Below are 25,176 nucleotides of genomic sequence, written 5' to 3' on the forward strand. Positions count from 1 at the left end.
CTCGCTGCCGCTCGCTCATCGCTGGTCCTCCGGTGCGACCTCGGTGAACCGGAGCAGGTCGATACCGGCGAAGTAGCGGTTCGTGCTCTGCGTCTTGCCGATCACGACCAGGGTGATCTCGTGCGTACCGGGGCCGAGCCGCACCCGACCCACCTCGACCCAGTCGGTCACCTGCACCTTCGGCGTGAACCCGAGGAACGGGGCGCCGACCTGCCGGCCATCGATCAGGAAGACCGTGTTGGCGTAGTCGGACGCGGTGGTCAGCACGGCCGAGAACTGCCAGGTCGCCTCGGCGGGCAGCGCCACCGTCACGGTCACCCGGTCGTTGACCGCACGGCCGAGGAAGAACAGCTGAGCATCCTGCGACCAGGTCACCTCGCAGCAGTTCTGCTGCACCTGAACGGTGGCACCGGAACCCGAGGGCGACTCGACCCGAGCCCCGGTCACCAGGGTCTCCGCCTCGACGGTCACCACCTGCGCCTGCGGTGGCGGCTCATCGTCGCGGGCCACCAGGAAGACCACCACCGCCGAGACCACCAGCACCAACGCCGCCGCCGCGGCGATCCAGGGCCAGGGCGTACGCTTCGGCGGCGCGACCGCGCGCACCTCGTAGGTGACCCGGCCGCTGGAGCGGGAACTCTCCTCCGGCGCCGTGTTCGCCGAGTACGCGAACCCGGTCATGTCGTAGCGCCGGGGCGGCGTGCCCGCCGGCACGGCCAGGCGGACCAGGAACGACACCGAACCCTGGCCCGGTACCACCCGCTGGGGCTCGGTGACGGTGAACCACGACCGTTGGGTGCCCTCGCCGGGTGCCACGTCGAACACCACGGTGTCCGGTGCGACGCCCGGGTTGGAGACGGTGAAGGTGAGCTCACCGGCGTTGCGGGCGTCCAGGGTGAACTGCTCGGCGGCGGCGACGACGGTCCATTCGGTGGTCATGACGGCTCCTCGGCGGCGGAAACGGGGGAGACGGGAGCTGACGGGTCGACGGCCGGCGACGGCACGCTGGCCCGGCCGACCGCCCGCTCGGACGGGGTGTCGCCGACCGTGATCTCGGCGGTGACCGCGGCCGGCTTCTCCGCGGCCACGATCCGGTCGACCAGCGCCAACTGATCGACGGCGTCGGCGGGCACCCGGACGACCAGGTGAAACGGCCGTTCGGCCGGCTCGTCGAGGACGAACCCGGTGACCCCGGTGGCCAGCTCCAGAGCGACCCGCAGACCGTCCGGGGTGCCCCGCCAGGCGGCCAGTGCCGCGCCGTGCGCCACCACGTCGCGCAGCCGATTCAGGGGCAACGGCAGGGGGACGTCCCGCCGGGGCGCGCTGACCAGGTGGTCCATCGCCACCCACCGGGCCAGGTACGCCATCATCGGCGTCGGTGCCCGGTACGGCGCGAAAAGCGCGTCCACCTCGGACAGCACCGCCTCGTCCGGGGCGTGCAACGCCTCCATCACGTCCAGCAACGCCCACAGCACGCTGCCCGGCCCGGCCGCCCGCTGGTAGGCCGCGGGCAGCAGCCGCTCAATGGCCGCTCGTCGCATCCTGCCGCACCACCTCGATGTCGTGCTCGCCGGAGCAGAGCAGCCAGGTGTCCGGGACGGTCACCACGTCGGCGGTCGACTGGTTCGCGCTGGCCGACCACTCCACCGCGTCCTCGCTGCGGTGCACGCCGCGTTCCCCGCCGGCCAGCACCAGGCGTTCCGCCGCGCCGGTGGCGGCGACCGCGTCCACCGGCATGAACCGGGTCCGGTCACGCAGCGGCAACCCGCAGTTGACCGACACCGATGTCCACTGCGGCTGCGCGGCGAGCGTGTCCAGCCGGAGCACCCCGCCGCTCTGCGTCGCGGCCAGCGCGAGCGAACCGCTGAAGGCGAGATCCCGGCAGGTGCCGCCGAGCCAGCCCGCCGACAGCGCCTGCCACTTCACGTCGGACTCGAACAGCCGGGTGCGGAAGCACCCCTGGCCGGGCCTTTTCGGATCGGGCTCGCCGGCACCACTCCACAGCAGGGTGGCCGGTCCGTCGTACTGCACGGCGAGAACCCGGTTGTCCACGTTGGCCAGGCCGACGTGGCTGAAGCTGCCGGGGCGTCCGGCGTTGTGGGACAGGTACACCCCGAAACCGGCCTGGGCGGCGACCGCCACCCCGGCCGCGCCGCGCTCGGAGACGAACGACCGCACCGCGTAGAAACCCCGATCGGCGTCGGCCGGATCGACCAGGATCTGCAACGGCACCGCGCCCGGCAGCAGGGACACCTCGTACAGGCCGGTGTCGGTGGCGACCAGCAGCGCTCCGGCGCCGTCCCGGTCGATCCAGGCCAGGTCGCCGACCCGCGAGTCCAGGTCGGCCAGCAGCGACCAGGTCTCACCCAGGTCGGTGCTCAGGTGCACCCGGGACCCGCCGCCGGCGCGTACCGTCGCCACCGCCACCGAACCGGCCCGGGGCACGATGCCGGGTCGCACCGGCGCGGGGGCCGGCACCACCCGCTGCACGGTCTCCTCGTCGAAGCGTCCCGCCGGCTCCCAACCGGCTCCCGCGTTCGTGGAGCGGAACAGCACCGCCCCGCTGCCGGCGTACCAGGTGCGGGGCTGGTACTGGTCGGCCGCCAGGGTACGCACCTGGTTGTCCGGCGCCTCGTCGACCTCGAACCGCACCGACTCGACGTAGCGCACCCCCGGCTCGGCGTGCTCCAGCAGGCGATACACGTTTGACGCCCGCAGCGGCTCACCGAACGCCCAACCGGTCGGGTTGAGTGCGGTCGGCAGCGGAGTCAACGTCTGGTGCAGGCGGTCGTGGATGCGTCGGCGTACCGCGTCGACGTCCTCCTCCCGACGAACCACCACCCGGGCCCGGATCGACACCGCCTTGTACCGCGCCCAGGAGGCCCGGCAGGTGGTCCCCAGCGAACGGCGGCGCTCCAGGTCCGCCTCGACCCGCAACCGGACCTCCTCCACCTCGTGATCGCGCAGCACCGCCACCGGCAGTTGGCCACCGGGCCGCGCCCCGTCCGGCACGTACGGCACCAGCACCACCTCCACCTCACCGGGGCGGGCGAAGCTGTAGACGGCGGCCCGGGTGAAGGCACGGGCGCGGCTCACCCCGCCGGCGGCGGTGGCCAGCACCTCGAAGTCCCGGGCGGTCACCGCCCGCTGCTGGGCGAAGAAGGCGTACGGCCCGCGCAGCAGCACGGACTCCATGGCCTCCAGCTCCCGCCCACCGGCCGCCGGCAGCGGGTTGACCACCTTCACTCCGGGCAGCGGGTCACGCAGGCTGGTCAGGGTGCCGGCGGCCACGTTGCCGGCCGGTCCACCGCCCGCGCGGTACCACAGCCGGACCTGCCGCCCGGCCGGTGGCACCGCCGCGACCGCGCCGTCGCCGAAGGTCAGCGTCCCGCCGTCGGTGGCCCGCAGGTCCAGCGCCGGGGCGAAGGTCACGGTGCCGGAGCACCGGTCCACCAGGTACGCCTTGTCCTGCGGGCTGAGCCCGGCGAAGCTGTCCACCGCCCGCCAGATCTCGAAGGTGCGCCCGTCGTGTTCCCGCGCGGCGGCGCCCAGTTCCACCGAGCCGGTCGGCACCTCGACACCGAGCAGCAGGTCCAGCGGTTCGGCGGTACGGGCCAGCGGGGCGCGCCCGGCGCGCAGCACCTGCCCCGGTTGCCCGGTGCCGACACCGAGCAACTCCGCCTCCACCGGCTCGCAGTGGTGCATCCGGACGGTCACCTCACGCTGCCCGGCGGCGAGCAGCGCCGGCTCGCAGGTGACGAAGACCACCGGGCGTGGGTCGGCTCCGCGGGCGGCGGCCACCCGGGTACCGGCGGGGATCCGCAGCGGGGCATCGTCCGGGCCGGTGCGGGTGAACCGGACGTCCGCCCAGGCCGCCGCCGGTGGGTGCCGGGTCACCCCGAGCAGGTTGAGGAAGGAGACGTACGCCTTCTCCGGCAGCTGGTTGAGCCGGTAGATCATCACCTCGGTGAGATGCGCGAACGCCTCCAGCAGCGCGACACCGGGGTCGTGCGCGGACAGGTCGGTCCATCCTGGACAGGACTGCCGGATCCGCTCCCGGGCCTCGGTGAGCAGGTCGAGGAAGGTCCGATCGTCCAGGTGCGGCACGGGCAGCGTCATCGTGCCTCCTCGATGTCGGCGGCGGAACCGGTGGTCGGGTCGTCGTCGGCGGGCAGCAGGTCGACCGAGAAGACGAGTTGCCCGGGGGTGAGGCTGGCCCGGATCCGGTAGTCCAGCCGGATCACCAGCCGCCACGGGTCGTCGGGATCCGGTCCGGCGTCGACGTCGAGCACGTCGATCCGGTGTTCCCAGCGTGCGATGGCCGCGCGGACGTAGTGGATGGCCAACCCGGCGGTGGTGTCGTCGTTCGGCGCGAAGACCAGCCGGTGCAGGCGGGAGCCGTACCCCGGTCGCATCAGCCGCTCGCCCGGCGTGGTGGACAGCAGCAGGAACAGCGCCTGGCGTACGGTCTCGTCACCGTCGGTCATCGCCAGGCCGCCGGCCGCCGTCAACCCGAGCCCGCCGCCCTGACCGGGGTCGAAGCCGGCGCCGACGAACCGGATCGCCCTCACCGGTCGGCCCCCACGAAACGCTGCCGGGGATCGCGTACCCGGTAGGTGAACTGGCCGGGTGGACTGCCGTTGGTGAACCCGGACAGGTGCGACAGCACGATCCGCCGGCCGTCCACGCGTACCCAGTCGCTGTAGCCGGCCCGCACCGCCTCGGTGCCGGTGCACGGCTTGACCGTGGCGCCGTAGTTCGGGCACGCGACGATCTCCCGGCCCTTCGGGTCGTCGGCCACCAGCACGGGTACGCCGGCCACCGTGACCCATCCCTGGGACGCCCGGTTGCGGACCCGGCCGTCGTGGCTGCACCTGATCACCGAGTCGCGGTGGATCCAGCGCATCAGCTGCCTCCTTCGTGGTGGGCGCGAGCGAGGATTCGGGCCTGCTCGGCCGCCGTCTGCGGGTCCTCGACGGTCTCGGCGTGCAGGAAGTCGACGCTGCGGGCCCGCACGACCATCGCCCGACCGGGCGCGGACAACACCAGGTCCGTCGCGGCGTGCAGGGTGGCCAACTGCGGGGTCAGTTCCAGCCAACTGCCGCCGTCGGTGCTCAGGCGCAGGCTTCGCGCCACGTCGTCGAGCACCACCTGCTGACCACCGGCGGTACGCAGGGACCAGCGCCGGGCCCGCCCGTCGTCGATCCCGGTGTCGTACGGCTCGACGGTGCCGAACAGCGAGCCGAGCACCACCCCGGAGGCCGGCTCACCACCGGGCAGCGCCACCAGCACGCTGTCCTGCGGATCGGGCAGCGCCATGAGTCCTTTGCCCCGCCCCGCTCCCGGACACAGCACCGCCAGCCAGCCCGCGTCCGCCCCGCCGTACGCGGGCAGTTCCACCCGTACCCGGCCCAGACCGTCCGGGTCGGACACGTCGGTGACCGTGCCGAGGGTGACCACCGCCGGTGCCGGCGTGCCGGTGCGCGGTGCCGGTGGCGGCAGGGTGGAGAAGCGGCTCAGGTGACCGTTCGCGTCGACGGTGTGCACCACCTCTGTCAACACGTACGTCCCGGCCACCGGCTCGGCCACCCCGGTCAGCCGGATCCGACGGCCGGGCCGCAACGCGGGCGTGCCCTCGGCCGTGCCGTCGGCGGTGACCAGGGCGGCGGCCCGGGTGTCGAGCCGGGCCTGGGCCAATGCGGCGATCTCGTCGTCGCTGCGCCCCGGCTGGTCCAGGGCGGTACGTGCGCCGTCCGCGCCGACATCGGCCGGATCGGGATCGGCCGGGGTGCGTCGCCCGCAGCGGGGGGTGCCGACGCTCTGGGCCATCGCCTCGGCGCGCTGCGGATGCCAACCCAGCACCGCGCTCTCCCCGGCGGCGCTGTCGGCGTTCACCGACAACCGGAGGCCGTGCACGTCGCGGCCCAGTTCCAGGGGGATCGCCTCGCCGTAGCCGTCCAGGGTGACCAGTCGCAGCACGTCACCGTCGACAGTCAGGTGCAGCCCGGCCCGTGCGGCGACCTCGACAAGCAGGTCCAGGTCGCTGGGCCGGTGGTGCGGAAGCCGGTCCAGGTGCGGGCCGTCGACCTCCGCCTCGACACGCAACCCGAGGTCGGCGCAGAGTTCCGTGGCCAACCCGGCGGCGCTCACCGACTCGAAGACCCGGATCCGTTGCCGCTTGCGCAACCGGTGCAGCGGGTCGTACCCGCGCACCCGCTGGACGGCCGTACCGTCGGCGGCGTACTCGATCTCGGCGGCGGTGACCTCCCCGGTGAACAGTGCCTCCGGACGCCCGTCGAGGTGCACGTCCAGGCTCGCGCCGATCTGCACCGGTCCGGTCAGCGCGGCGCTGCCAGGGGCGGTGCGCAGCGTCACCTCGCACTGGGTGGGCCGGTTCAGGCGGGCGGCCACCCGCACCGAGGCGACCCGGCCGGTCACCGCCTCGGGCAGCGATCTACCGCCGAGCAGCACGGTCAGCGCCCGGGGCGCGGCGGCGGTCACGACCCGGCCCCGGAGGAGTCGGTGGACGTCGCCCCCGCCGGTGCGGTGCCCGGCAGCGGCGGTACGGCGAGCGCGGTGCCGGCGGGCACGGCCAGCGGGTCGGTGATCCGGTTGTGCTCGGCCAACAGCCGCCAGCGCAGGGGCGAGCCCAGCGCGTCGTGGGCGAGCAGATCGAAGCGTACGCCCGAGGTGTCGGCGGTGGCGGTGCCGTCACCGGCGGCCACCACGGCCGTGCCCGGGGCGACGGTGGGGGTCTGCGCGGCGGACAACTCCTCGGCGAAGCCCGCCTCGGCGTGCCGGGCGTCCTCCGCCACCCGGACCAGTTTGAGCCGCAGCCAGGAGCGGCGTGGGGAGCCGGTGGCGGTGAACGCGTCGAAGCGTTCCGCCACCGCGACGATCACACCGGGCACGTTCCAGGTCTTGCCCCAGACCATCCGTACCAGCGGTGGACGTAGCCAGCCGTGTTCCACCGCCGAGTTCTCGGCCAGCATCCAGAGTGGTCGGGTGAGCGTCCGGACGTCGGTGGGACGGACCTGCCCCTCGGCGAAGTCGATGTCGAAGAGCAGATCCAGCACGAGTTCGGTGCGGCCACCGCCGGTGAAGAGCAGCGGGTCGTCGGCCAGCCCGGCGCCGGTGAGCTGACCGTCGGCGCCACCTCGCTGACGCACCCCGGCGAGGCGGGTCACCTGCACGGTCTCCGGATTGAGCAGACAGTCGATCCGCTCGCCGGTGTCGATGAGGAAGGCCACCCGCTGCATCAGCCACCCGCCTGTTCACCGTCGAGCCGCCGCGTCCGGTGCTCGTCGCCGTCGGCCGGTCCGGGCACCGACCACAGCGACCGGTCGTCGGGGAGAGCCGGCCACGGGTCGGGCCGCGTACGCCCACCGCGCGACGACTCCAGCTCCGGCCAGCGGACGTCCGCGCCCACGGACCAGCGTCCATCGCCGATCGGCAGCCCACTGCCGGGCCACCGCCCGTCGCCGGTGGGTGGCCCGTGGGGTACCCAGCGTCCGTCGCCTGGCCCGATCGGGCGTCCCGCCCAACCGTCCCGGTCCGGCAGGCGAGGGTCGGCCGTCCGCTGGCGCCCGGTCACCAACCGGAGCACCGCCCGGTGCCCCGGGGTGGCCGCTGCCGGTCGCGGCTCGGGGTTACCCGGTGGCCCCGCCGGCCCCGGCCCGGCCACGTCGAAGAGCCGGCCTGCGGAGCCGGTGGGCCGTCCCGCCGCGTCGACCGGCGGGCAGGCGGCTGCGTCGGTGGGCGGGCCCGCCGGGCCGGTGTATGGGCTCGTGGGATCGGTGTGCCGGGAGGTCGGTACGGGCGGCAGCGGCGGCTCCGCCGTGGCCGGGACTGCTGCGGGCCGCCCCGCATCGGTGCGAATCCCGGCCGTGGTCGCGCCCGGGTCCGTCCGGACCGGCTCGGCCGGGCGGGGACCTGGCGTCGACGCTGGAGCCCCGTCGTGGGCATCCGTCGTGGCTGCTGCCGCCGCCCCGGCTACCCGGACCGCCCCTCGGGTCGATCGCCGGCGGACAGCGCGCGACCCGCTCGACCCAACCGGTCCGCCTGGTCCGCCGGGCCCGGCGGACCCGTGCTGCGCGGCCGTCGCCGGAACGGGCCGGGACATTCCACTGTGGTCCCTTTGCTCTGCTTCAATCGGCGCACCGGCTGATGTCCGGATACCGGACGTTACGTGGTGCGTGGGGTGAAGCAGAGCAAAGGACGTGGGGGAGTGGGTGGCCGGTGCCGGCCCGGACGTCGGGGAGTGCTCCGTGGGCGCGTCGGCGGTCGGGTCCGGACCGGTCGCCGCGCCGGGTCGCTCGGCGTGCCGACCGGCTTCTTCGACCGTCGTCGCGGGTCGATGCCCCGGACCGTCCACACCACCCTCGCCCGCAGGATCGGCGAAACCTTCCTCCGACCGGCCGTCGCCGTCCGATTCGCGGAAGCCCGGCCCATGGTGGTACGTGCCGGCCGGCGGCGGGTCGAGGGCCAGGTCCCGGAGCAGGCCGGGGGCGTGGGCGGTGACCATCCGCAGCCAGTGCTCGGGTGGCTGCCCCGGTCGCCGGGGCCGACCGTGGGGCACGGCAGGGGTGGCCGCGACGGCACGATCGATGGTGTCCGGTTCCCCGCCCGACCTCGCGGGCGGGCCGGCCGGCGGCCGCGGGGTGGGGGAGTCGACCGCACCGGCGAGCCGGTCCACGACAGCCGCTGCGGACCGGAGACGATCGGCCAGCCAGCTACGCGGGCGTCGGCGCGGCACCACCGGCCTCCAGTTCCAGGCTCTCGTAGCGCAGCGTCAGCGCCGCGATGGCGATCTCCTGACCGAGCGTGTTCAGGTGGGCGCCGCGCCAGTTGGTCGGCCATGCGTTGATCAAGTTCCAGCGCAGCACCTCCGCTGTGCCGGCGGCGTCGAGCAGCACCACCGAGACGTTGCGGCGGCTGACCGTGCCCCGGGCGACGGCGTGCACCCAGTCCCACAGCTCCCGCGACGCGGTGAGGCCGAAGTGCAGGGTGACCGGCCCGTACTCCACCTGACCCGGGACCATCCGGATCCGGTCGTTGCCCTGCTCCCGGTACGGCACCGCCGGGATGTTCACCTCCAGCCCGCTGACCTCGGTGAAGTGGCCGTTCGTCACCCCGTTGACCAGCAGCTTGAAGTTGTAGGCCCGGTACGGGTCAACCGGGGTGCCCGGCTGCGGCGTGGCCGTGGTCGGCATGTCAGCCTCCAATCGTCTCGGTCTCGGTGCCACCGGCCCACTGGCTCAGCTTGAACACCACGAACTCGGCGGGCTTTACCACGGCGATGCCGATGTGGGCGACCACCATGCCGGCGTCGCGGACGTCGGCCGGGTTGGTCTCCTCGTCGCACTTGACGAAGAACGCCTCCTCGGGTGTGCGTCCCAGCAGCGCCCCGTCACGCCACACCCGGGTGAGGAAGGCGCCGATGTCCCGCCGGATGGACCGCCACAGCGTGTAGTCGTTCGGCTCGAACACCATCCACCGGGTGCCGTTGGCGATGGCCTGCTCGATGGCGATGGAGAGCCGCCGGACGTTGAGGTACCGCCACTCGCTGGCCTCGGCGGCGAGGGTGCGGGCACCCCAGACCCGGATGCCTTCGCCGGGGAAGTACCGGATGACGTTTACGCCCCGGGGGTTGAGCACGTCGTGCTCGGCCCGGGTGACCAGGTGGCCCAGGTCGACCGCGCCGCGTACCGGCTCGTTCGCCGGTGCCTTGTGTACCCCGCGCAGGGCGTCGGTGCGGGCCCAGATGCCGGCGACGTGCCCGCTCGGCGGGGTGAGCACCAGCTCGCCGCTGAGCGGGTCGCGGACCCGCAGCCACGGGTAGTAGAGGGCACCGAAGTCGGACTGTCGGGGGCGGTGCGCCAGCGGAGCATTCCCGCTGCTTCCGCCGCCGGATCCGGCGGCGGTGTCCGACCCGGTGGTGTCGCTCGGCTTCGCCGGGCGGCCCGAACCGGGCGTGGCGACCCGGGTGAGGGTGGAGATGTCGTCGATGCCGGGCGCCGGGTCGCAGATGGCGACCATGGTGCGGGTGCGCTCGGCCATGCTCAGCAGCGCCTCGTGAGAGACCGGGTCGTGGAAGCCGGGCGCGGCCAGGATGGAGATCTCGTCGACCGCCTCCAGCAGGTCAAGCCCGGCGCGCTTGCGGCCGGTGCCGGAGACGGCACCGCCTTCGCCGACGTTCACCACCCAGCAGCGGGTGCCGCCGTTGTCCAGGAAGCCGAAGACGGCCCGGGCCAGCGGCGTGCTCTCCAACTCGTCACCGTCGGCGTACAGGCGGAGGAAGTCGGTCCAGTTGTTCACCGCGAGGGCGGTACCGAGATGGGCGGTACGGTCCGGCGCGACCCCGACGAAGGCCGCCGTGCTGGTGCCGACCGGTCCGATCGGCCGGGCACCGCTGGGCACCTCCTCGACGTAGATGCCGGGCGAGAAGTAGGTGGGCATCGGTCCTCCCGTGCAGGTCGGGTCGGCGGATCAGGTGGTCGGCGGCGGGCAGACGATGACGATGTCGGGTTCGGTCGGATCGACCTCGGCGGTGAGCACCTGTCCCCGGCCGGTGAGCCGGAGCCGGACCGGTGCCGGCCGGTCCGGGTCGTGGGGCACGCCGACGACCCGGAAGCGGCCCGTCGGGTCGGTCCGTGTCGCGTACGGCTGACCGACGACCTCGACCCGCATCTCCGCGAGGGGCTGTTCGGCGGGGCCGACGACGCGCCCGTCGAAGGAGAGCATCTCCAGCTGTCGCAGTCGCAGCGGTCGCAGGACCGGTGCGGCCGGCCGGGTCGGATGGGTGACCTGCACCAGCACGTCGATGAGCAAGGCCGGTCGAGGCGGCGCACCGAAGGCCGCCCACAGGGCCGGGTCGCCGGCCTCCAGGACCAGCGTGCGGCCGTCTGTTCCGGTGGCCGCGACGAGCGCCCGGTCCAGCGCGGTGAGCGCCTCCGGGCCACCGGCGGCCAGCAGGTAGCGCACCGTGAACCGGTACGGCTCGGGGCCGCTGCCGCTGCCCCGGGTCTGCCGGGCCGGCCGGACGTCAAGCGGCCACAGGGTCAACCGGCTCGGATCGGCGTCGGGTCCGGGCGGGCCGACCGGGACGGTGTCTCCCACCGCCCCGGCCAGCCACGCCACCAACTCGGTGGTGGCCGCACAGATCGGACCGTCGGTCATCGCGGCGGCGTCCCCTGGATCCGGTACGCGATGGCCTCGTTCCACACGTGCGGGTAGACGCCGATCTCGAAGTACCGGGTGAAGCGGTTGATCGGTGCGCCGGTGTGGTCGTGGTACAGCAGCCAGATCGGCGCGATGGTGAACAGCACGTAGTTGGCCACGACCAGCGGGATGTACAGCGGGCCGAGCAGTCGGGCCTGGAAGATGTGCACGTCCTCGTGTCGCTGGATGCCGGGGCCGGAACCGGCGCAGACCGTGCCGAGCGTGGTGGCGTAGCGGGGGGAGACCCCCTCGACCACGTTCACCCGGCAGCTGTGCCGGGAGGTGGCCCGGTCCAGCGAGTGGCCGAACACCAGGTGCAGGGCCAGGTAGATCGCACCGACGAGGGTGTTCAGCAGGCTCCAGGTGTGATCGACGACGAAGAGGAGGACACCGCGCGGGCTGACCGCGTAGACCTCGGCTGCGGCGACCGCCCAGCCGAAGACCGCGCCGACGAGCAGGCCGATGACCGCCCCGATGAGCAGCCCGATGCTGCCCCCGACTAGTTGGCCGAGCACGGCGCCCGCGGCGACGTGAGCGGCGGCGCTGAAGATTCCGAAGACCATGGCCGGCTCCGCTCAGGCCCACGAGCGGATGAACCGGGGCTCATTGCCCTGGGCCAGCTGGGTCGGCGTCGCCTGCCGGTTGCCCGGGGGCAACTGGTTGACGCCCAGCGCGGCGGAGAAGATGACCAGCCCGTTGAAGAACGCAATGATCCACTTCTCGGCGCCGGCCTCGGTGGCGAAGGCCGCGGTGAGGTACGACAGCGCGAGGGCGATGCCCAGCGCGATCCACTTGCGGGCCTTGTCGGCGCTCGGGCCGATGAGTCCGCCGATGACGTTTGTGGTGAGCAGCGTCGCGGCACTGGCTCCGGTGAGGCTGCCCAGGGCCGCCCAGGTGAAGAGATCGTTCATCGCCGATCCCCCTTCGGTGTTGCGTACTGCGGGGTGGGGTGTGGGTTCGCTGCCGTCCTCGGCGGGCGGCGGCAGGCCGGCTGTCAGCCGGCGTCCGGCGGGCCGGGATTCGTGGCGGCCGCCGTCACCGGGGTGGCTCCGCCGACCTGGGGTGTGGCGTTCTCGGGCGGTGTCCCGCCGGTGCGGGAGCGGCGGAGCAGGAACGCGACAAGCACCGCGACGAGCAGCAGTACCACGGTGCCGGCGACGATCAGCAGCCAGGGAAACCCGCCGCCGGAGTCCGGGTCGGCCGCCGGAGACGGGCGCGGCGGCGCCTCGGCGACGGCGCGCAGCTCGACGGGCTTCGGCTCGTTGCGATTGACCCGCCAGGTGACCGTCCGGTCGTTGACCTGACCGCCGGTGCTGGCGTCCAGGACGCGGCCGGGAAAGGTCACCGCGATCTCGAACGACATCAACAACATGAATCGCTCTTGATTCTTGGGGTCCTGCTCGGCCACTTTTCCGCCGTACTTCTTCGGGTCCAGCGGAAGGGTGAACACATACCGGTCGTCGGTACGGACGATGCTCAGACTTTCGCTGTCGAATTCGGCAAGCGGCACGTTCCGATAGTTGATCAGAGATCCGAAGTGGGTGGCGTCCTCGTATCGGGTCTCCGGCCCGGTGGGTAGCGCCGGGATGTTCTGCCGCAACTCGGCGAAGCCCGCCTCGACCGGCCTGTTGTTCAAGGTCAGGACGTTGCGCTCGGCCGTGAGCAGGAGTTGGCCGCTGACCGTGTCGTCCGGGTTGACGGTCAGCCCGGCATTGAGTTGCATACAGCCGGAAAGGGCTGCCACCAGTACGAGGCACGCCGCGCCGCGGAGTGTGCTGAAGCGCCCGAGCCTCGTATTCATGGGCTCAGTGTGTGCTCTCGCCGTCCGAGTCATCAGTCAGCGATCAGTCACATGCCAGTCGCCGATCTTACCGGCACCCCGTCACATTCGGCCGAGGTCGCGAACCGGGAAAATCGATATTCTGAAAGGTTGACCGCAATTTCTTGATCGGATTGCGTCGGGTCTGGCGTCAGTCCGGCCTCGGCGGATGCCAGTCGGCGTGCTTCGCCATGCCCCGCAGCGCCGTCCGGCTCGGTGTGAGACGCAGCATCGCGTTGCGTACCGCGATGGCCGCCGGGTGTCGCAGTTCCTGTCCGAACCGGGCGGTGCGGGCGGCCGCGCGGGCGATGGCCTGGCTGCGGGGTCGGCGCAGCCGGTCGTACGCGCGCAGCGCCACCGGAACGTCGACCTCCGGACCGGCGAGCGCGCCAAGCGTGACGGCGTCCTCGATCGCCTGGCAGGCGCCCTGCCCCAGATGCGGGGTCATGGCGTGCGCGGCGTCACCGAGCAGGGCCACCCGGCCGCGCACGTAGCGGGGGAGCGGCATGCCCAGGTGGTACAGGTCGTTGCGCAGCACGTCGTCGGGTCGGGTGGCGGCGAGCAGCGCCGGTACCGGGTCGTGCCAGCGGCCGAAGCGTTCGCGTACCTCGGCCAGCTCGTCGACGGCCTGCCGGCCGGGCGGGGCGGTGATCGCGGCGTACCAGTAGACCTGCCCGTCGCCGAGCGGGACGGTGCCGAACTCGCTGCCCGGTCCCCAGCTGACCGCCGCGGGGACCGGCTCGTCGAAGGCGATCGCCGCCCGCCAGGCGGTCGAGCCGGAGTACGCCGGCGGCGGACTGTCCGGCCAGAGCCGGGTACGCAACGCGCTGCGCAGCCCGTCGGCGCCGACCACCAGGTCGGCGGAGATCTCGGCCGGCTCACCGTCGCGCTGGTAGCGCACGATGCCGCTGGTCGGATCGGCGTCCCGCACCGCGCAGCCGGTCCACAGCGCGTCGGCCGGCAGCGCCTCGCGCAGCGCCCGGTGCAGCGCGCCCCGGTGTACGCCGAGCGCGGTGGTGCCGAGCACGCGCTCCAGTTCGGCCGCGTCCACCCGGGACAGCCAGCGCCCGTCCCAGGTGCGCAGCCCGCCGGTGGCGCCGTCGCGCCCCAGCCGGCGTACCTCGGTGCCGAGGCCGAGGGCGTCCAGCCCGCGTACCGCGTTCGCCATCAGCGTGATTCCCGCGCCGACCTCACGCGGCTCGGGGGCCTGCTCCAGCACGGTGACCCGCCAGCCCCGTCGGTGCAGGGCGAGGGCGGCGGCCAGCCCGCCGATGCCCGCCCCGGCCACGACCGCATGCCGCTCCGCCACGGCGACTCCCTTCTACGCCTGTAGAAGCCGGAAGGAGACCGGCTGACCCTTCAGGCGCTGCCGCGGACGACCAACGCCGAGGGGAAGACGGTCGTCTCCGGCGCCTCGCGATGCTCCAGCACCATGGTCGCGGCCGCGGTGATGATCTGCCGTACCGGGTGACTGGCCGTGGTCAGCGCCACCGTCGCGGCCAGCGGAATGTCGTCGAATCCGGTCACCGCGACGTCCTCGGGCACCCGGATGCCGTCGGCCCGGAGCCGTCCGATCACCCCGAGCGCCGTCGCGTCGCTGATCCCGACGATCGCGTCGGTGTCCGGCCAGCGTCGCAGCACCTCCCGAGCGGCGGCGTAACCTCGGGCCGCACTGAAGTCGCCGACCACCTCCCGGGCCGGCAGGCCGGCGTCGTGCAGCAGCCTGCGGTACGCCCCCACAGAGCGGTTGGCGCAGGCCAGCCAGCGGGGACCGGTGACCATGGCGATCCGTCGCCGTCCGGCGTCGTACAGGTGACGGACGATTGCCGCGGTGCCCCCGCCGTTGTCGATGTCCACCGACGGCACCGTGGCCGAACCGATCCCGATCGACACGGCCCGGCCGCGCAGCCGGCGCGGCACCAGGTCCAGCAGCGCCGGGGTCGTGTTGAGCAGGACCAGGCCGGCCACGCCCCGGTCCTCGGTCAACTGGGTCAGCCGCTCCGGCGCTCCCAACGGCACCCACTGCACCGCCACACCCAGACCGTGCGGCGTGCAGGCCCGGGCCACCGCGGCGACCGCCTGGTCGACGTAGGGGTCGTCGAGGACAGCCGGGCCGGTGCCCGCCACCGCGATCAGCAGCCGTACGCCGGAACCGTGCACCAGGGCCCGGGCCGCCGGATTCGGCACGTAGCCGAGCAGGTTCACGGCGGTGCGTACCCGCTCGCGGGCGGTAGGTGACGCGAAACCGTTGCCGGCGAGGACCCGGGACGCCGTGGAACGGGACACCCCGGCGGCCCGGGCCACGTCGTCGAGGGTGGCCGGGCGGCGCGCTGCCGTCGTCATGAACTTCTCCCCGTTGTTGCTCCCGCCCGCCTGGGCGCCCATCAGCATCATGCCGTGCCCGACGGCCGCTGGTAAGGACCGGAGGTGGATTGTGGTGGTAGCGCTCCCAGGTGTGTGATCGTCGTACTGCCCGAGGAGAGGACCGGATGGACCCCGTCGTCACCACCCCTGCCACCCCGCCGACCGGCGCCGGCCCGTCCCGGGCCGTCCTGGCCGCCCGGAACGGTGTGGCGGTCGTGTTCGCGCTCAACGGACTGGCCGTCGCCACCTGGTTCGCCCGGGTGCCGGCGGTCCGCGACGGACTCGGACTCAGCCCAGGTCGGCTCGGCCTGCTGCTGCTCGCCCTGTCGCTCGGGGCGATCCTCGCCATGCCTACCGCCGGCCTGGTCACCCAGCGTCTCGGTGCCGCCCGGGCGGTGGCGGCGTCCACCCTGCTCGTCGCGCTCGGGCTGACCATCACCGGAATCTCGGCCGGTGTGGCCGGATGGCTGCCCGGGGTGGCGGTGGGCCTGTTCGCGCTCGGGTACGGCTCGGGCAGTTGCGACGTCGCGATGAACATCGAGGGCGCGGCGGTCGAACGGCGGCTCGGTTGGACGGTGATGCCGCGCTTCCACGCCGCCTGGAGCCTCGGCTCGGTGGCCGGCGCGGGCATCGGCGCGGGGGCCGCCCGCCTGGGCGTCCCGGTCGCCGTGCACCTCGGTGTGCTGGCCGCGGTGGTGTTCGGCGGCACGCTGCTCGGGGTGCGCGCGTTCCTGCCGGCCGAGCCGGCGGCGGCCGGCACCTCGGCCGGGCGTCGCAGTCGACTGCTGGCCGCCTGGCGGGAGCCGCGCACCCTGCTCATCGGCCTGCTGGTGCTGGCGGCGGCGTTCGCCGAGGGCAGCGCCAACGACTGGCTCGCGGTCGCCTTCATCGACGGCTACGGCTTCAGTGAGGCGGCCGGCGCGGCGGTCTTCGGTGTCTTCGTGGTCGGTATGACGCTGGGCCGCACCGTCGGGACGGTGGCGCTGGACCGCTGGGGACGGGGGCCGGTGCTGACCACCACGATCCTGCTCGCCATCGTCGGCGCGGGGCTGGCGGTGCTCGCCGGGTCCGGTCCGGTCGCGGTGGTCGGCGTCGCGCTGTGGGGGATCGGTGCCTCGCTCGGTTTCCCGGTGGGAATGAGCGCCGCCGCCGACGAGGAGGAGCACGCGCACGTACGGGTAAGCGTGGTCGCGGTGATCGGTTACACGGCGTTCCTGGCCGGGCCGCCGTTGCTGGGCCTGCTCGGTGACCAGGTCGGCACGTTGCGAGCGTTGCTGGTCGTACCGCTGCTCCTGCTGCCGACCCTCCTGCTGGTCCCGGCGGCTCGCCCGCCCGTCGCCGGCGGCACGGGGGCGCCGGCGCGGGCGGGCTCGGCGCAGCCCGACGCGTAGCAGGCCGGTGGCCGTGCCGCCGTCGGTTGGCTACCGACGGGGGATTCTCACCCGGCTCACAGGGATCTGCCAGGTGACGGTGCTGCACTGGGAGTCACGCCGAGGAGAGGAGCCGGGCATGGGCTGGTTCAGCCGGCGGTCACGAGCCGCGCAGGGCACCCCGACGAAACTCGACCGCGAGGGTACCCCCGAGGACCTCGCCGCGCTTGAGCGCTTCGCCACCAGCCGGCAGGGGGTGGAGTTCTACCTGGAGCCGGAGACAACCGCCACCGACACCACAGTGATGGCCATCGCCCACGACGGCGAGTGGATCCGCCGCCGCACCGGCACGCCGCGCGCCGCTGGCGCTCTGGCCCGCAAACACGCCATCCCGCTCTACGAGGCCGCCAAGGTCGGGTACCCGGATCGGATGCGCGCCTGGAACCGGGCCCATCCGGAGCGTCGCGCCCGCTGAGCCGACCGTGCTGCCGACTCAGCCGGTGATCGCCGTCCGGGCCTCGTCGAGGGTCAACGGCGGGCTGTGACTGGAGACGTACCAGCCGATGTCGTCGTCGAGCAGCCGTCCGACCAGCGCGAGGTCCGGTTCGTCCGCCGGTGTCCGCAGGTGCGCCGGCGGTGGATACCAGCTGTCCCCGAGCAGCATGACCCCCGAGTCGGGTACCACCACGACGGTGGAGTCCGGGGCGTGCCGGCCGCCGACGTGGCGCGCCAGCACGCCGGTGGGCAACTCCACCTCGTCGGTGAAGACCCGGCTGGGCGGTAGCATCCGCAACTCGTCCCAGGAGTCGACGGCCAGCGCGCGAGCCCGGTAGCTCGGCCCGAGCCGCCGGTTGCGGAGCACCTCCTCGCGGAGGTATCGGACGCTCCACGGCCGGGTCGCCTCCGCGCGTAGCAACTCCGCGCCGCTGACATGTCCGATGATCTCCACGTCCGGCCAGGCGCAGGCGCCCCAGACGTGGTCCCAGTGGTGGTGGGTGTAGACCAGCCACCGTGGCGCCGGTAGACCGGCGGCGCGCAACGCGACCTGGATCTCACGGGCGTGCGACGGGCTCTGTCCCGCATCCACAAGTACGCTGCCCCGCTCGTCGGCGATCACCGCGACGCCCGCCTGCACGAACTCCGGGTCAGGATCCCCCGCACACAGCCAGACCCGCCCCGCAAGATGCTCGAACGCCACCACCACCGCACCCTAACCCCACTCCCCGCGGTACCCGGCCCCGGCGATCATGCAGTTGTGGCAGTGGACGAGTGGGGCGAATGCGGAGCAAGCAACGACCACAACTGCATGATTGCGAAAGGCGAGGTCAGTGGAGCGCGACGACGGCGGCGTCGGCGGCGCCGCGCCAGAGGGTGCCGACCTCGGTGAATCCAGCGTCTTTGAGGGCGGTGAGGTGCCAGGAGGCCGGGGGCATCCATTCCGGGCTGTGTCCGGACGGGTAGATGGCGTGGCGTTGCTGCACGAGCGGAGCCAGCGTCGGGTCCTGCTCGGCCTGCTGCCACCACTGCGACCACGACAGCACGGCGCCGGCGGCGTAGCGGGCCGCCCGGTGCTCCTCGCCCCGGGCGAGCAGCCGCTTGGTCAACTCGGGTAGGTCGCCGTCGGGCATGTGGTCGGCGTTGACGAACAGGCCGCCCGGCCGGAGCAGGTCGCGGATCTCCGTGTAGAGGATGCGCAACCGGTCGGCGGGCAACCAGTGCAGCGCGGTGGCGGTGAGCACGGCGTCGTAGCGTCGGTGCGGCAGCGCCGTGGTCCAGTCCGGCCGGCCCAGATCGGCAGTGACGATTGTGGCCCGCTCGCCGAGGGAGGCGGTGGCGAGGGCGAGCAGTGCCGGGTCGAGGTCGACCAGGGTGATCTCGGCGTCGGGGAAACGTCGCAGGGCCCGCAGGGAGATGGTGCCGGTGCCGCCGGCCAGGTCGAGCAGCCGGGGCGGGGTGGCCTCGCGGATGGCGTCGACCGCGTCGAGCATGACGGTGAACCGCTGCTCGCGGTCCGGCATGTACGCCTCCTGCTGGCGGTCCCAACTTTCCTGCCAGGCGGCGACATTGCTGATGTAAGGACTCATGGCGAGCACGCTAGTTACTAGACGGCTCGCCTGTCCAGGCTTGTTGCCAATCTTTTGCAACTACGGGAGGATGGCATGGCGATGATCGGATCGGGCCGGACCGGGATGACCTGGTCCGGCCCGATCGTGTCTCCGCGAGCACCTGCGCCCGCCCGTGGCCAGCCTCCCCGAACGCCCGCCCGCCGGCGGTGCCATGATGTCCCGTGGCGAGGGCGAGCTGCCCGGCCGGAACGGACTGGAAGCAAGGTGGACCCTCAGCGCACCGCCGCGCACAAGATGTTCGACGCCGACGTGGCCTCGAACCGGCTCGGCATCGAGCTGCTCAGCGCCGCCGACGGCAGCGCGGTGGCCCGGATGCGGATCACCGACGGCATGGTCAACGGACACCGCATCGCGCACGGCGGTTACGTGTTCCTACTGGCCGACACCGCGTTCGCCCTGGCCTGCAACAGCCATGGTCCGGCCACCGTCGCCGCCGGAGCCGACATCACCTTCGTCCGCCCGGCCCACCAGGGGGACGTGCTTGTCGCTCGGGCCAGCGAGCGCACCCGGTACGGCCGCAGCGGCATCTACGACGTCACCGTGAGCCGGGAGGGTGGGGAGGTGGTCGCGGAGTTCCGTGGCCAGAGCCGGACCCTGCGCGCGGCAGCTCCCCCTGACGCTGACGGATCGGATCCGGGGGAGCGGGACCGGGCACCGGCGGCCGGCCAGGGACGCTGACCCCGGATCCGGCACCGCTGCTCCAGCCGACGCGGGTCCACGCTCCGCCCGGGACGGATCCCGTGCGCGCCGCTCCGTGGTGGTCGCGGGCGTCGGGCACGATGTCCCGATGGGACACGTCGTGCTCTTCCACTCCGTGTACGGGCTGCGGCCGGCGGTGCTGGCGGCCGCCGACCGGCTGCGCGCCGCCGGCCATCAGGTGCACGCGCCCGACCTGTACGGCGTGCCCGCCGTCGACTCCGTGGCGGCGGGCTTCGCCCTGCTGGAGCGGATCGGCCAGCAGACAGTTCTGGACCGGGCCCGCGCGGCGCTCGACGGGCTGCCGCCCGACACCGTGCTCGCCGGGTTCTCGATGGGTGCCGGGGTGGCCGGCGCGCTGCTGGCCGAACGACCCGACACCGCCGGCCTGCTGCTGCTGCACGGCACCGGAGGATCCCCGGCGGCGGTCCGTCCCGGCCTCCGGGTGCACCTGCACCTGGCTGACCCGGACGCCTACGACCCGCCCGACGAGGTCGACCAGTGGCAGCGGGAGATGGTCGCGGCCGGAGCGGATCTCGTGGTGCACCGCTATCCCGGGGCGGGGCATCTCTTCACCGACCCGACCGTGGTTGACCACGACCCGGTCGCTGCCGGGCTGACCTGGGATCGGGTGCTGGCCTTCCTTCAGCACCGCTGACCAGGCCGTCGACCGGAGGGCGACGCCGCAGGTCCGCGCCACCATCCGGCTCGCGATCGTGGCGGCCGCCGAGGTGACCTGGTCGATCCGCCGGGCGAGCACGGCGCGCACCGCCCGGGGCAGCCGGGCGTCGGCGACCTGCCGCAGGACCGGATCGGCGACGTCGTAACCGCCGGTCGGCCGGTGCACCAGCAGGCCGTTGCGGGTCAGGGTGGCCAGCTCCGCCGCCGCCCGGGTCCGCGGCCAGTCGAGAACCTCGGCCAGCTCCGCCCCGGTGCGGCCCGGCGCGAGCGCGACGGCCGTCAGGACCGCACGCGCATCGGCGTCGAGACGATCCAGCCGGGCCTCCACGACCCGACGGACACCCTCCGGTACGGGCAGGCTCCCGCTGTCGCCCCCGGTGACCGTACGGACGTAGGCCACCGCCCGCCCAGGACTGCCACCGGTCACGGGGATCAACCGGGCCGCCATCCAGGCAGGTCGGCCGGCCCGACGCAGCAGTCGGCGCAACAGCCGGCCGGTGGTGATGGTGTCGAGCGGGGACAGGAGCACCCTGACCACCCCTGGACCGGAAGCGTCCAGCTTAAGCTCCTGAGTGCCCGTCGCCACCAGCACCAGCGGGAGGTCACGCTTGTCGGCCAGCTCCACGAGCACGGCCAGCTGGTGGCGCAGCGCTGGTGCGGCACGGTCGAGATCGTCGACGGCGACCACGACCGGTTGCCGCCGCGCCAGGCTCAACAGCACCTCCCGCCAGTACGCCACCATCCCGGTCTGCGCGACCGTCACCCCGAGCAGGTCCTCCACTGTGTTCAGGGCGGGCGTCAGCAGTTCGGCCGGCACCAGATCCGTCAGGGCGGCGGCGAGCCGGCGGCGTACCGTCTCGGGGTCGTCGCCGGTGCCCACCTGGGCCAGACCGCGGACCAGGTCCGCGACGGGATCCAGCGGTCCCTCCGGGTAGGGCGGGCAGGTCGTCGAGCACCAACGCACCGGGACGCCGCCCAGCGTGCGGGTGCTCCGCACCAGTTCGCGCAGGAGGCGGCTGCGCCCGCTGCCGGGCGGACCGAGCAGCAACACCCGGCGGTCACCGCGCCCGCGTACCGCCTCGGCGAGCTGCTCCCGGGCGACGGCCAACTCCCGTCGCCGCCCGAACAGCGGGATGTCGTGCCGTGGCGGTCGGGGACGCTCGGTGCCGATGGCGTGCCAGACGTCTACCGGCAGGGCCTTGCCGGTAACGGTCACCGCCGGGACCGGGCGCTGTGCGATCAGCCCGACGACGGCCCGATGCGTGGCCGGGCAGAGCGCCACCCCGCCGGGTGGGGCGTGCTCCTGCAACCGGGCGGCGAGGGTGATGACCGCGCCGCTGGCCACGCCGTGCCCGCCGTCGTGGTCGACGGCCAAGTCGACCACAGCCTCACCGGTGGCGACGCCGACCCGGAGCCGCAGGCCCGGAGCCGAGGCCAACGGTCGGCCGTCCAGCGCCCGCTGGATCTCCAGCCCGGCCCGCACCGCCCGGTACGCGTCCCACCCGTCGGCACGGCGCGCGCCGAACAGAGCCATCACGGCGTCGCCGACGTACTTCTCCACCGCGCCGTTCCACCGCCGCAGCACCCGGGCGACGGTGCCGAAGTAGGCCCGTTGCAGGGCGCGGACGTCCTCCGGGTCGAGCCGGTCGACCAACCGGGTCGAACCGACGATGTCCACGAAGAGGACCGTGATGGTCCGCCGCTCCTCCGTCACGGGCCAAGGAACCCGCTCGACGGCTAGCTGACCAGCGAAAACAGAACTGGGCATGGAGATCGCACCTGCCTCTCCCCCCGTACGCGCCGACGATGCCCGGAGCCTGTCACCGCTGGTCTGACGGCGGATCGGCAGAACGACGTATGTCGGCCGAACGCAACCTTTGGTCGCAATGTCGACGCGATGCGGAGGACTGACGCGAGGCACCTGTAGAACGGGGACGGAACCTGTGACTAGGCTGCGAGCCATGGCCAGCGACGTGGACACCACACCGCTCGTGGGTCGGGACGACCTGATGGCGACGGTACGATCCGCGCTGCTCGACGACGTCACGCCGGGAAACACGGCGGCGGTGTTCCTGACCGGTGAGAGTGGCGTGGGCAAGACGCGCCTGCTGCACGAAGTCGGCGGCCAGTTGAGCCACGGTGGCGCCCTGGTGCTCACCGGGTCCTGTCTGGACATCGGCGACGCCTCGCCGCTGCATCCGCTGCGCCAGGCGCTGCGCCGCCTCGACGCCGACCTCGCCCCGCCGGCCGCAGCGTCCGTCCGCGCGCTGCTCGGGGTGTTCGCCGAGGACCGGGCCGGCCCGGACGGCGCGGGCGCGTTGTTGGAGCGGGTGTCCCGCGGGCTGAATGTGATCGCCGGTGGCCGCCCGCTGGTGCTGGTGCTCGACGACCTCCAGTGGGTCGACCGGACGACCCGCCAACTCCTGCTCTACCTGCTCGCCGGCCTCGGCGACCTGCAACTGTCGGTGCTGGCGGCGGTGCGGTCGGAGTCGTTGCAGGGGGCGCATCCGCTGCGTCGGGTGCTCACCGAGCTGCGCCGACTGCGGTCGGTACGGGTACTCGATCTGGCCCCGCTCGATCGGGCCGGCACCGAGGAACTGGCCACCGCCGTGATGCGCCGGCCACTGGCGCCGGAGGCGGCCGAGCAACTGTGGCAGCGCAGCGGCGGCAACCCTTTCGTCGTCGAGGAACTCTCCCGGGAACTGCGCGACGGTCGCGACGGGCTCTCCGACACCCTCCGCGAGGTCTTCCTGGCCCGGGTGGACGCGCTGCCCCGACCGGCCCACCGGGCCGTGCACGCCGTCGCCGCCGGAGTCGAACCGGTGGAGCACTGGCTGCTCGCCCGGGTGGTCGGGCTGCCGGAGCACGAGCTGCTCGATGCGGTCCGGGCAGCGGTGTCCCACCGGCTGCTGGTCGGCTCGGCCGACGGCTACCGGCTCCGCCACCGGCTCGTCGCCGAGGTGTTGGAGGATGAGCTGCTCCCCGCCGAGCGGGCGCTGCTGCACCGCAGCTACGCCGAGGCACTGACCTCGGCCCCGGCCGAGTTGCACCAGGCCCGGCTGGCCCATCACTGGCGGCTGGCCGGTGAGCCGGAGCGGGCGCTGCCGGCGGCGGTGGCCGCCGCCGAGGAGGCGGAGCGGCTGTACGGCTACGCCGAGGCGCATCGACACTGGTCGGTGGCGGTGCAGTCGGCCGAGGGACTGCCCGGCGTCGACCGGGCCACGCTGCTCGGGCGGGCGGCCGAGGCGGCCCACCACTGTGGTGAGTACGCCCGCGCGCTGGCCCTGCTGGAGGAACTGGCCGGTGCCGACACCGACCTTCCGGCCTGCGAGCTGCACATCCGACGGGCCCGTTACCTGGCCGCCGCCGGCCGTTCCGCGTTGGCCGAGGCGGAGTACGAGCAGGCGCTCGCCGTCGCCGACTGCACACCGGGGCAGCGGGCCACCGCCGCCGCCCGACTGGCGGAGCTGCTGCTGCAACTCGGCCGGTACGCCGAGGCGGGCGAGCGGGCGCGGGAGGCGCTCGCCCTGGCCGAGCAGGTGGACGGGGCGACCACCGAGGTGGTGCTGGCCAGCGCCGCGCTGGGCTTCTCCGAGGCGTACCGCCAGGATCCGGACGCGGGCCTGGCGGTGCTGCGGCGGGCACTGGCCACCGCCGAGCGGGCCGGTCGTCCAGAGGACGTCGCGTTGGCCTATCTGCACCTGGCCGAGCTGCTGACCGGGCCGCTGAACATCCTCGAGGAGGGCGTGGTGGTCGCCCGCCGGGGTGCCGAGCGGGTCGCCGAGCTGGGACTGGGCCGGTCCTACGAGACCCGGTTGCTGGCCATCGCCACCAATGGACTGTTCCGGGTGGGACAGTGGGCCGAAGCGGAGAAGGTGGTCGCCTCGGCCCTGCGGCACCGTCCCTCCGGCGCTGACGCCGTCGAGCTGCTGCTGGCCCGCTGCCGGCTGTCGGTCGGCTACGGCGACGTCGAGGCGGCCGACCGGGACCTGGACGCGGTGGCGACCATCCTGGCCGGCGGGGGCGCCCGGCACGTCATCCCGCTGCTCACCCTGCGGGCTGGGCTGGCCATGTGGCAGGGGCGGCACGATGTGGCCCGGCACGCGGTGCAGCGAGGTCTGACCGAGACCCGCTCCGACGACCTGGTCATCCTCGCGGTGCTGGTCTGGCACGGGCTGCGCGCCGAGGCGGAGGCACACGCCAGCCGCACCGTCGCCGTGGACGACAACGCGGTGCGCCGACTTCGTGGCATCGCCGACCGGGTGGCGGCACGCAGTGAGCGGGCGGCCCGGCCGGTGCGCTATGTGATCGACGGTTACCTGGCGTTGTGCGCCGCTGAGGTGAGCCGGCTCGACGGGGCCGATCCGGAGCTGTGGGCGCGGGCGGCGGCCGAGTGGGACCACCGCAACCACCCGTACCCGGCGGCGTACTCCCGCCTACGTCAGGCCGAGGCGTTGCTGGCCGGCCGCCGCAAGGCCGCCACGGCCGGGAAGCTGCTGCGCCAGGCGTACCAGATGGCGCAGGCGCTGGGCGCGGTGCCGTTGACCGACGAGATCCGTACGCTGGCCGGGCGGGCCCGGGTCGCGCTGGAGGAGCGCGGCGCGGTCGAGTCCGGGACGTCCGGCGGGTCGATCGGTGAGGAGTTGGCCGCCCTGACCGCTCGGGAGCATGAGGTGCTGGCCGCGGTGGCCGAAGGGCTGACCAACAAGGAGATCGGCCAGCGGCTGTTCATCAGCGAGCGGACCATCGGCGTCCACGTGTCACACATCTTCGACAAGCTCCAGGTACGTACCCGGGTTCAGGCGAGCGCCATCTTCCTGCGTAGTCGGGCGTAGGTGTCGGATACGTCGTTCTACTGATGTCCGCGCAGCGGACGCCTGAAAGGCTGGGGCCCGGCGTC

The 25,176-nt window shown here is 73.5% G+C and carries 22 protein-coding genes and 2 pseudogenes; 5 read left to right on the forward strand and 19 right to left on the reverse strand.

Going from position 1 to position 25,176, the window contains the following annotated elements; translation table 11 throughout:
• Positions 1–15: 15 nt before the first annotated feature.
• The 16 genes from ACN26Z_RS13895 to ACN26Z_RS13970 form a co-directional block, all read right to left on the reverse strand.
• Positions 16–939 carry a hypothetical protein gene (locus ACN26Z_RS13895; protein WP_282238905.1) on the reverse strand — a complete coding sequence of 308 codons (924 nt, stop codon included), beginning with the start codon at positions 937–939 and terminating at the stop codon, positions 16–18.
• Positions 936–1,541, reverse strand: a complete 606-nt coding sequence (locus tag ACN26Z_RS13900) for a phage tail protein (protein ID WP_421461591.1) — start codon at positions 1,539–1,541, stop codon at positions 936–938. The genes ACN26Z_RS13895 and ACN26Z_RS13900 overlap by 4 nt, the downstream gene beginning before the upstream one ends.
• On the reverse strand, positions 1,522–4,119 hold the full coding sequence (locus ACN26Z_RS13905) for a putative baseplate assembly protein (RefSeq protein WP_421461593.1): 2,598 nt from the start codon (positions 4,117–4,119) through the stop codon (positions 1,522–1,524). The genes ACN26Z_RS13900 and ACN26Z_RS13905 overlap by 20 nt, the downstream gene beginning before the upstream one ends.
• The gene (locus ACN26Z_RS13910; protein ID WP_282238902.1) at positions 4,116–4,571 is read right to left on the reverse strand and encodes a GPW/gp25 family protein; all 456 of its coding nucleotides are present in this window, start codon (positions 4,569–4,571) and stop codon (positions 4,116–4,118) included. Before ACN26Z_RS13910 ends, ACN26Z_RS13905 begins: the two co-directional genes overlap by 4 nt.
• Positions 4,568–4,906, reverse strand: coding sequence for a hypothetical protein (locus ACN26Z_RS13915; RefSeq protein ID WP_282238901.1), 339 nt, complete (start codon positions 4,904–4,906; stop codon positions 4,568–4,570). Before ACN26Z_RS13915 ends, ACN26Z_RS13910 begins: the two co-directional genes overlap by 4 nt.
• Complete coding sequence (locus ACN26Z_RS13920) at positions 4,906–6,501, reverse strand: phage baseplate assembly protein V (protein ID WP_421461596.1); 1,596 nt, start codon at positions 6,499–6,501, stop codon at positions 4,906–4,908. Before ACN26Z_RS13920 ends, ACN26Z_RS13915 begins: the two co-directional genes overlap by 1 nt.
• Positions 6,498–7,259, reverse strand: a complete 762-nt coding sequence (locus tag ACN26Z_RS13925; protein ID WP_282238899.1) for a hypothetical protein — start codon at positions 7,257–7,259, stop codon at positions 6,498–6,500. The genes ACN26Z_RS13920 and ACN26Z_RS13925 overlap by 4 nt, the downstream gene beginning before the upstream one ends.
• A complete protein-coding gene (locus tag ACN26Z_RS13930; protein WP_282238898.1) occupies positions 7,259–7,429 on the reverse strand; it encodes a hypothetical protein in 171 nt (56 codons plus the stop codon). The genes ACN26Z_RS13925 and ACN26Z_RS13930 overlap by 1 nt, the downstream gene beginning before the upstream one ends.
• Before the next feature lie 1,303 nt (positions 7,430–8,732).
• A complete protein-coding gene (locus tag ACN26Z_RS13935) occupies positions 8,733–9,212 on the reverse strand; it encodes a phage tail protein (RefSeq protein WP_093402636.1) in 480 nt (159 codons plus the stop codon).
• 1 nt (position 9,213) lies between these two features.
• Positions 9,214–10,458, reverse strand: coding sequence for a phage tail sheath family protein (locus ACN26Z_RS13940; RefSeq protein ID WP_421461599.1), 1,245 nt, complete (start codon positions 10,456–10,458; stop codon positions 9,214–9,216).
• Between the two features lie 30 nt (positions 10,459–10,488).
• Positions 10,489–11,178, reverse strand: a complete 690-nt coding sequence (locus ACN26Z_RS13945; RefSeq protein WP_421461601.1) for a carboxypeptidase regulatory-like domain-containing protein — start codon at positions 11,176–11,178, stop codon at positions 10,489–10,491.
• Positions 11,175–11,783, reverse strand: a complete 609-nt coding sequence (locus tag ACN26Z_RS13950; RefSeq protein WP_282238894.1) for a glycine zipper family protein — start codon at positions 11,781–11,783, stop codon at positions 11,175–11,177. Before ACN26Z_RS13950 ends, ACN26Z_RS13945 begins: the two co-directional genes overlap by 4 nt.
• Positions 11,784–11,795: 12 nt before the next feature.
• Positions 11,796–12,131 carry a hypothetical protein gene (locus tag ACN26Z_RS13955; RefSeq protein ID WP_093402640.1) on the reverse strand — a complete coding sequence of 112 codons (336 nt, stop codon included), beginning with the start codon at positions 12,129–12,131 and terminating at the stop codon, positions 11,796–11,798.
• Positions 12,132–12,214: 83 nt separating this feature from the next.
• Positions 12,215–13,021 (reverse strand): LppM family (lipo)protein, encoded by an 807-nt coding sequence (locus ACN26Z_RS13960; RefSeq protein WP_421461604.1) that lies wholly within the window; start codon positions 13,019–13,021, stop codon positions 12,215–12,217.
• A 169-nt stretch (positions 13,022–13,190) separates the two neighbouring features.
• The gene (locus ACN26Z_RS13965; protein ID WP_421461606.1) at positions 13,191–14,348 is read right to left on the reverse strand and encodes an FAD-dependent monooxygenase; all 1,158 of its coding nucleotides are present in this window, start codon (positions 14,346–14,348) and stop codon (positions 13,191–13,193) included.
• 50 nt (positions 14,349–14,398) lie between these two features.
• Positions 14,399–15,382 (reverse strand): LacI family DNA-binding transcriptional regulator, encoded by a 984-nt coding sequence (locus ACN26Z_RS13970; protein ID WP_093402816.1) that lies wholly within the window; start codon positions 15,380–15,382, stop codon positions 14,399–14,401.
• A gap of 146 nt (positions 15,383–15,528) precedes the next feature.
• Here ACN26Z_RS13970 and ACN26Z_RS13975 point away from each other — a divergent pair, with 146 nt between their 5' ends.
• Both ACN26Z_RS13975 and ACN26Z_RS13980 read left to right on the forward strand, forming a co-directional pair.
• Entirely contained in the window at positions 15,529–16,794 is a 1,266-nt protein-coding gene (locus tag ACN26Z_RS13975) for an MFS transporter (protein WP_282238890.1), read from the forward strand.
• Between the two features lie 118 nt (positions 16,795–16,912).
• Complete coding sequence (locus tag ACN26Z_RS13980; RefSeq protein WP_093402817.1) at positions 16,913–17,248, forward strand: hypothetical protein; 336 nt, start codon at positions 16,913–16,915, stop codon at positions 17,246–17,248.
• 18 nt (positions 17,249–17,266) lie between these two features.
• On the opposite strand, the gene ACN26Z_RS13985 is transcribed toward ACN26Z_RS13980, so the two are convergent.
• Both ACN26Z_RS13985 and ACN26Z_RS13990 read right to left on the reverse strand, forming a co-directional pair.
• Positions 17,267–17,974: an MBL fold metallo-hydrolase gene (locus tag ACN26Z_RS13985; RefSeq protein WP_421461608.1), complete on the reverse strand. Its 708-nt coding sequence runs from the start codon at positions 17,972–17,974 to the stop codon at positions 17,267–17,269.
• Between the two features lie 124 nt (positions 17,975–18,098).
• On the reverse strand, positions 18,099–18,857 hold the full coding sequence (locus ACN26Z_RS13990; protein ID WP_282238888.1) for a class I SAM-dependent methyltransferase: 759 nt from the start codon (positions 18,855–18,857) through the stop codon (positions 18,099–18,101).
• A gap of 276 nt (positions 18,858–19,133) precedes the next feature.
• Between ACN26Z_RS13990 and paaI the strand changes: the two are divergent.
• Positions 19,134–19,505, forward strand: a pseudogene (paaI, locus tag ACN26Z_RS13995) (hydroxyphenylacetyl-CoA thioesterase PaaI); the annotation flags it as partial.
• 181 nt (positions 19,506–19,686) lie between these two features.
• Positions 19,687–20,253: a dienelactone hydrolase family protein gene (locus ACN26Z_RS14000; protein ID WP_282240528.1), complete on the forward strand. Its 567-nt coding sequence runs from the start codon at positions 19,687–19,689 to the stop codon at positions 20,251–20,253.
• A gap of 618 nt (positions 20,254–20,871) precedes the next feature.
• Here the strand turns inward: ACN26Z_RS14000 and ACN26Z_RS14005 are convergent.
• Positions 20,872–22,239, reverse strand: a pseudogene (locus tag ACN26Z_RS14005) (AAA family ATPase); the annotation flags it as partial.
• Here ACN26Z_RS14005 and ACN26Z_RS14010 point away from each other — a divergent pair.
• Entirely contained in the window at positions 22,238–25,111 is a 2,874-nt protein-coding gene (locus ACN26Z_RS14010) for a helix-turn-helix transcriptional regulator (protein ID WP_421461611.1), read from the forward strand. The pseudogene ACN26Z_RS14005 and the gene ACN26Z_RS14010 overlap by 2 nt on opposite strands.
• The last annotated feature ends 65 nt before the right edge of the window (positions 25,112–25,176 follow it).

Source organism: Verrucosispora sp. WMMD703 (genome assembly GCF_049178935.1).
GTDB classification, from domain to species: Bacteria; Actinomycetota; Actinomycetes; order Mycobacteriales; family Micromonosporaceae; genus Micromonospora; species Micromonospora sediminimaris.

Excerpts from the sequence above, each read along its gene's own strand:
- ACN26Z_RS13895 (WP_282238905.1), bottom strand. The coding sequence starts at position 939 with ATGACCACCGAATGGACCGTCGTCGCCGCCGCCGAGCAGTTCACCCTG.
- ACN26Z_RS13900 (WP_421461591.1), bottom strand. The coding sequence starts at position 1,541 with ATGCGACGAGCGGCCATTGAGCGGCTGCTGCCCGCGGCCTACCAGCGG.
- ACN26Z_RS13905 (WP_421461593.1), bottom strand. The coding sequence starts at position 4,119 with ATGACGCTGCCCGTGCCGCACCTGGACGATCGGACCTTCCTCGACCTG.
- ACN26Z_RS13915 (WP_282238901.1), bottom strand. The coding sequence starts at position 4,906 with ATGCGCTGGATCCACCGCGACTCGGTGATCAGGTGCAGCCACGACGGC.
- ACN26Z_RS13925 (WP_282238899.1), bottom strand. The coding sequence starts at position 7,259 with ATGCAGCGGGTGGCCTTCCTCATCGACACCGGCGAGCGGATCGACTGT.
- ACN26Z_RS13935 (WP_093402636.1), bottom strand. The coding sequence starts at position 9,212 with ATGCCGACCACGGCCACGCCGCAGCCGGGCACCCCGGTTGACCCGTAC.
- ACN26Z_RS13940 (WP_421461599.1), bottom strand. The coding sequence starts at position 10,458 with ATGCCCACCTACTTCTCGCCCGGCATCTACGTCGAGGAGGTGCCCAGC.
- ACN26Z_RS13945 (WP_421461601.1), bottom strand. The coding sequence starts at position 11,178 with ATGACCGACGGTCCGATCTGTGCGGCCACCACCGAGTTGGTGGCGTGG.
- ACN26Z_RS13950 (WP_282238894.1), bottom strand. The coding sequence starts at position 11,783 with ATGGTCTTCGGAATCTTCAGCGCCGCCGCTCACGTCGCCGCGGGCGCC.
- ACN26Z_RS13955 (WP_093402640.1), bottom strand. The coding sequence starts at position 12,131 with ATGAACGATCTCTTCACCTGGGCGGCCCTGGGCAGCCTCACCGGAGCC.
- ACN26Z_RS13960 (WP_421461604.1), bottom strand. The coding sequence starts at position 13,021 with ATGAATACGAGGCTCGGGCGCTTCAGCACACTCCGCGGCGCGGCGTGC.
- ACN26Z_RS13970 (WP_093402816.1), bottom strand. The coding sequence starts at position 15,382 with ATGACGACGGCAGCGCGCCGCCCGGCCACCCTCGACGACGTGGCCCGG.
- ACN26Z_RS13975 (WP_282238890.1), top strand. The coding sequence starts at position 15,529 with ATGGACCCCGTCGTCACCACCCCTGCCACCCCGCCGACCGGCGCCGGC.
- ACN26Z_RS13980 (WP_093402817.1), top strand. The coding sequence starts at position 16,913 with ATGGGCTGGTTCAGCCGGCGGTCACGAGCCGCGCAGGGCACCCCGACG.
- ACN26Z_RS13990 (WP_282238888.1), bottom strand. The coding sequence starts at position 18,857 with ATGAGTCCTTACATCAGCAATGTCGCCGCCTGGCAGGAAAGTTGGGAC.
- ACN26Z_RS14000 (WP_282240528.1), top strand. The coding sequence starts at position 19,687 with ATGGGACACGTCGTGCTCTTCCACTCCGTGTACGGGCTGCGGCCGGCG.
- ACN26Z_RS14010 (WP_421461611.1), top strand. The coding sequence starts at position 22,238 with ATGGCCAGCGACGTGGACACCACACCGCTCGTGGGTCGGGACGACCTG.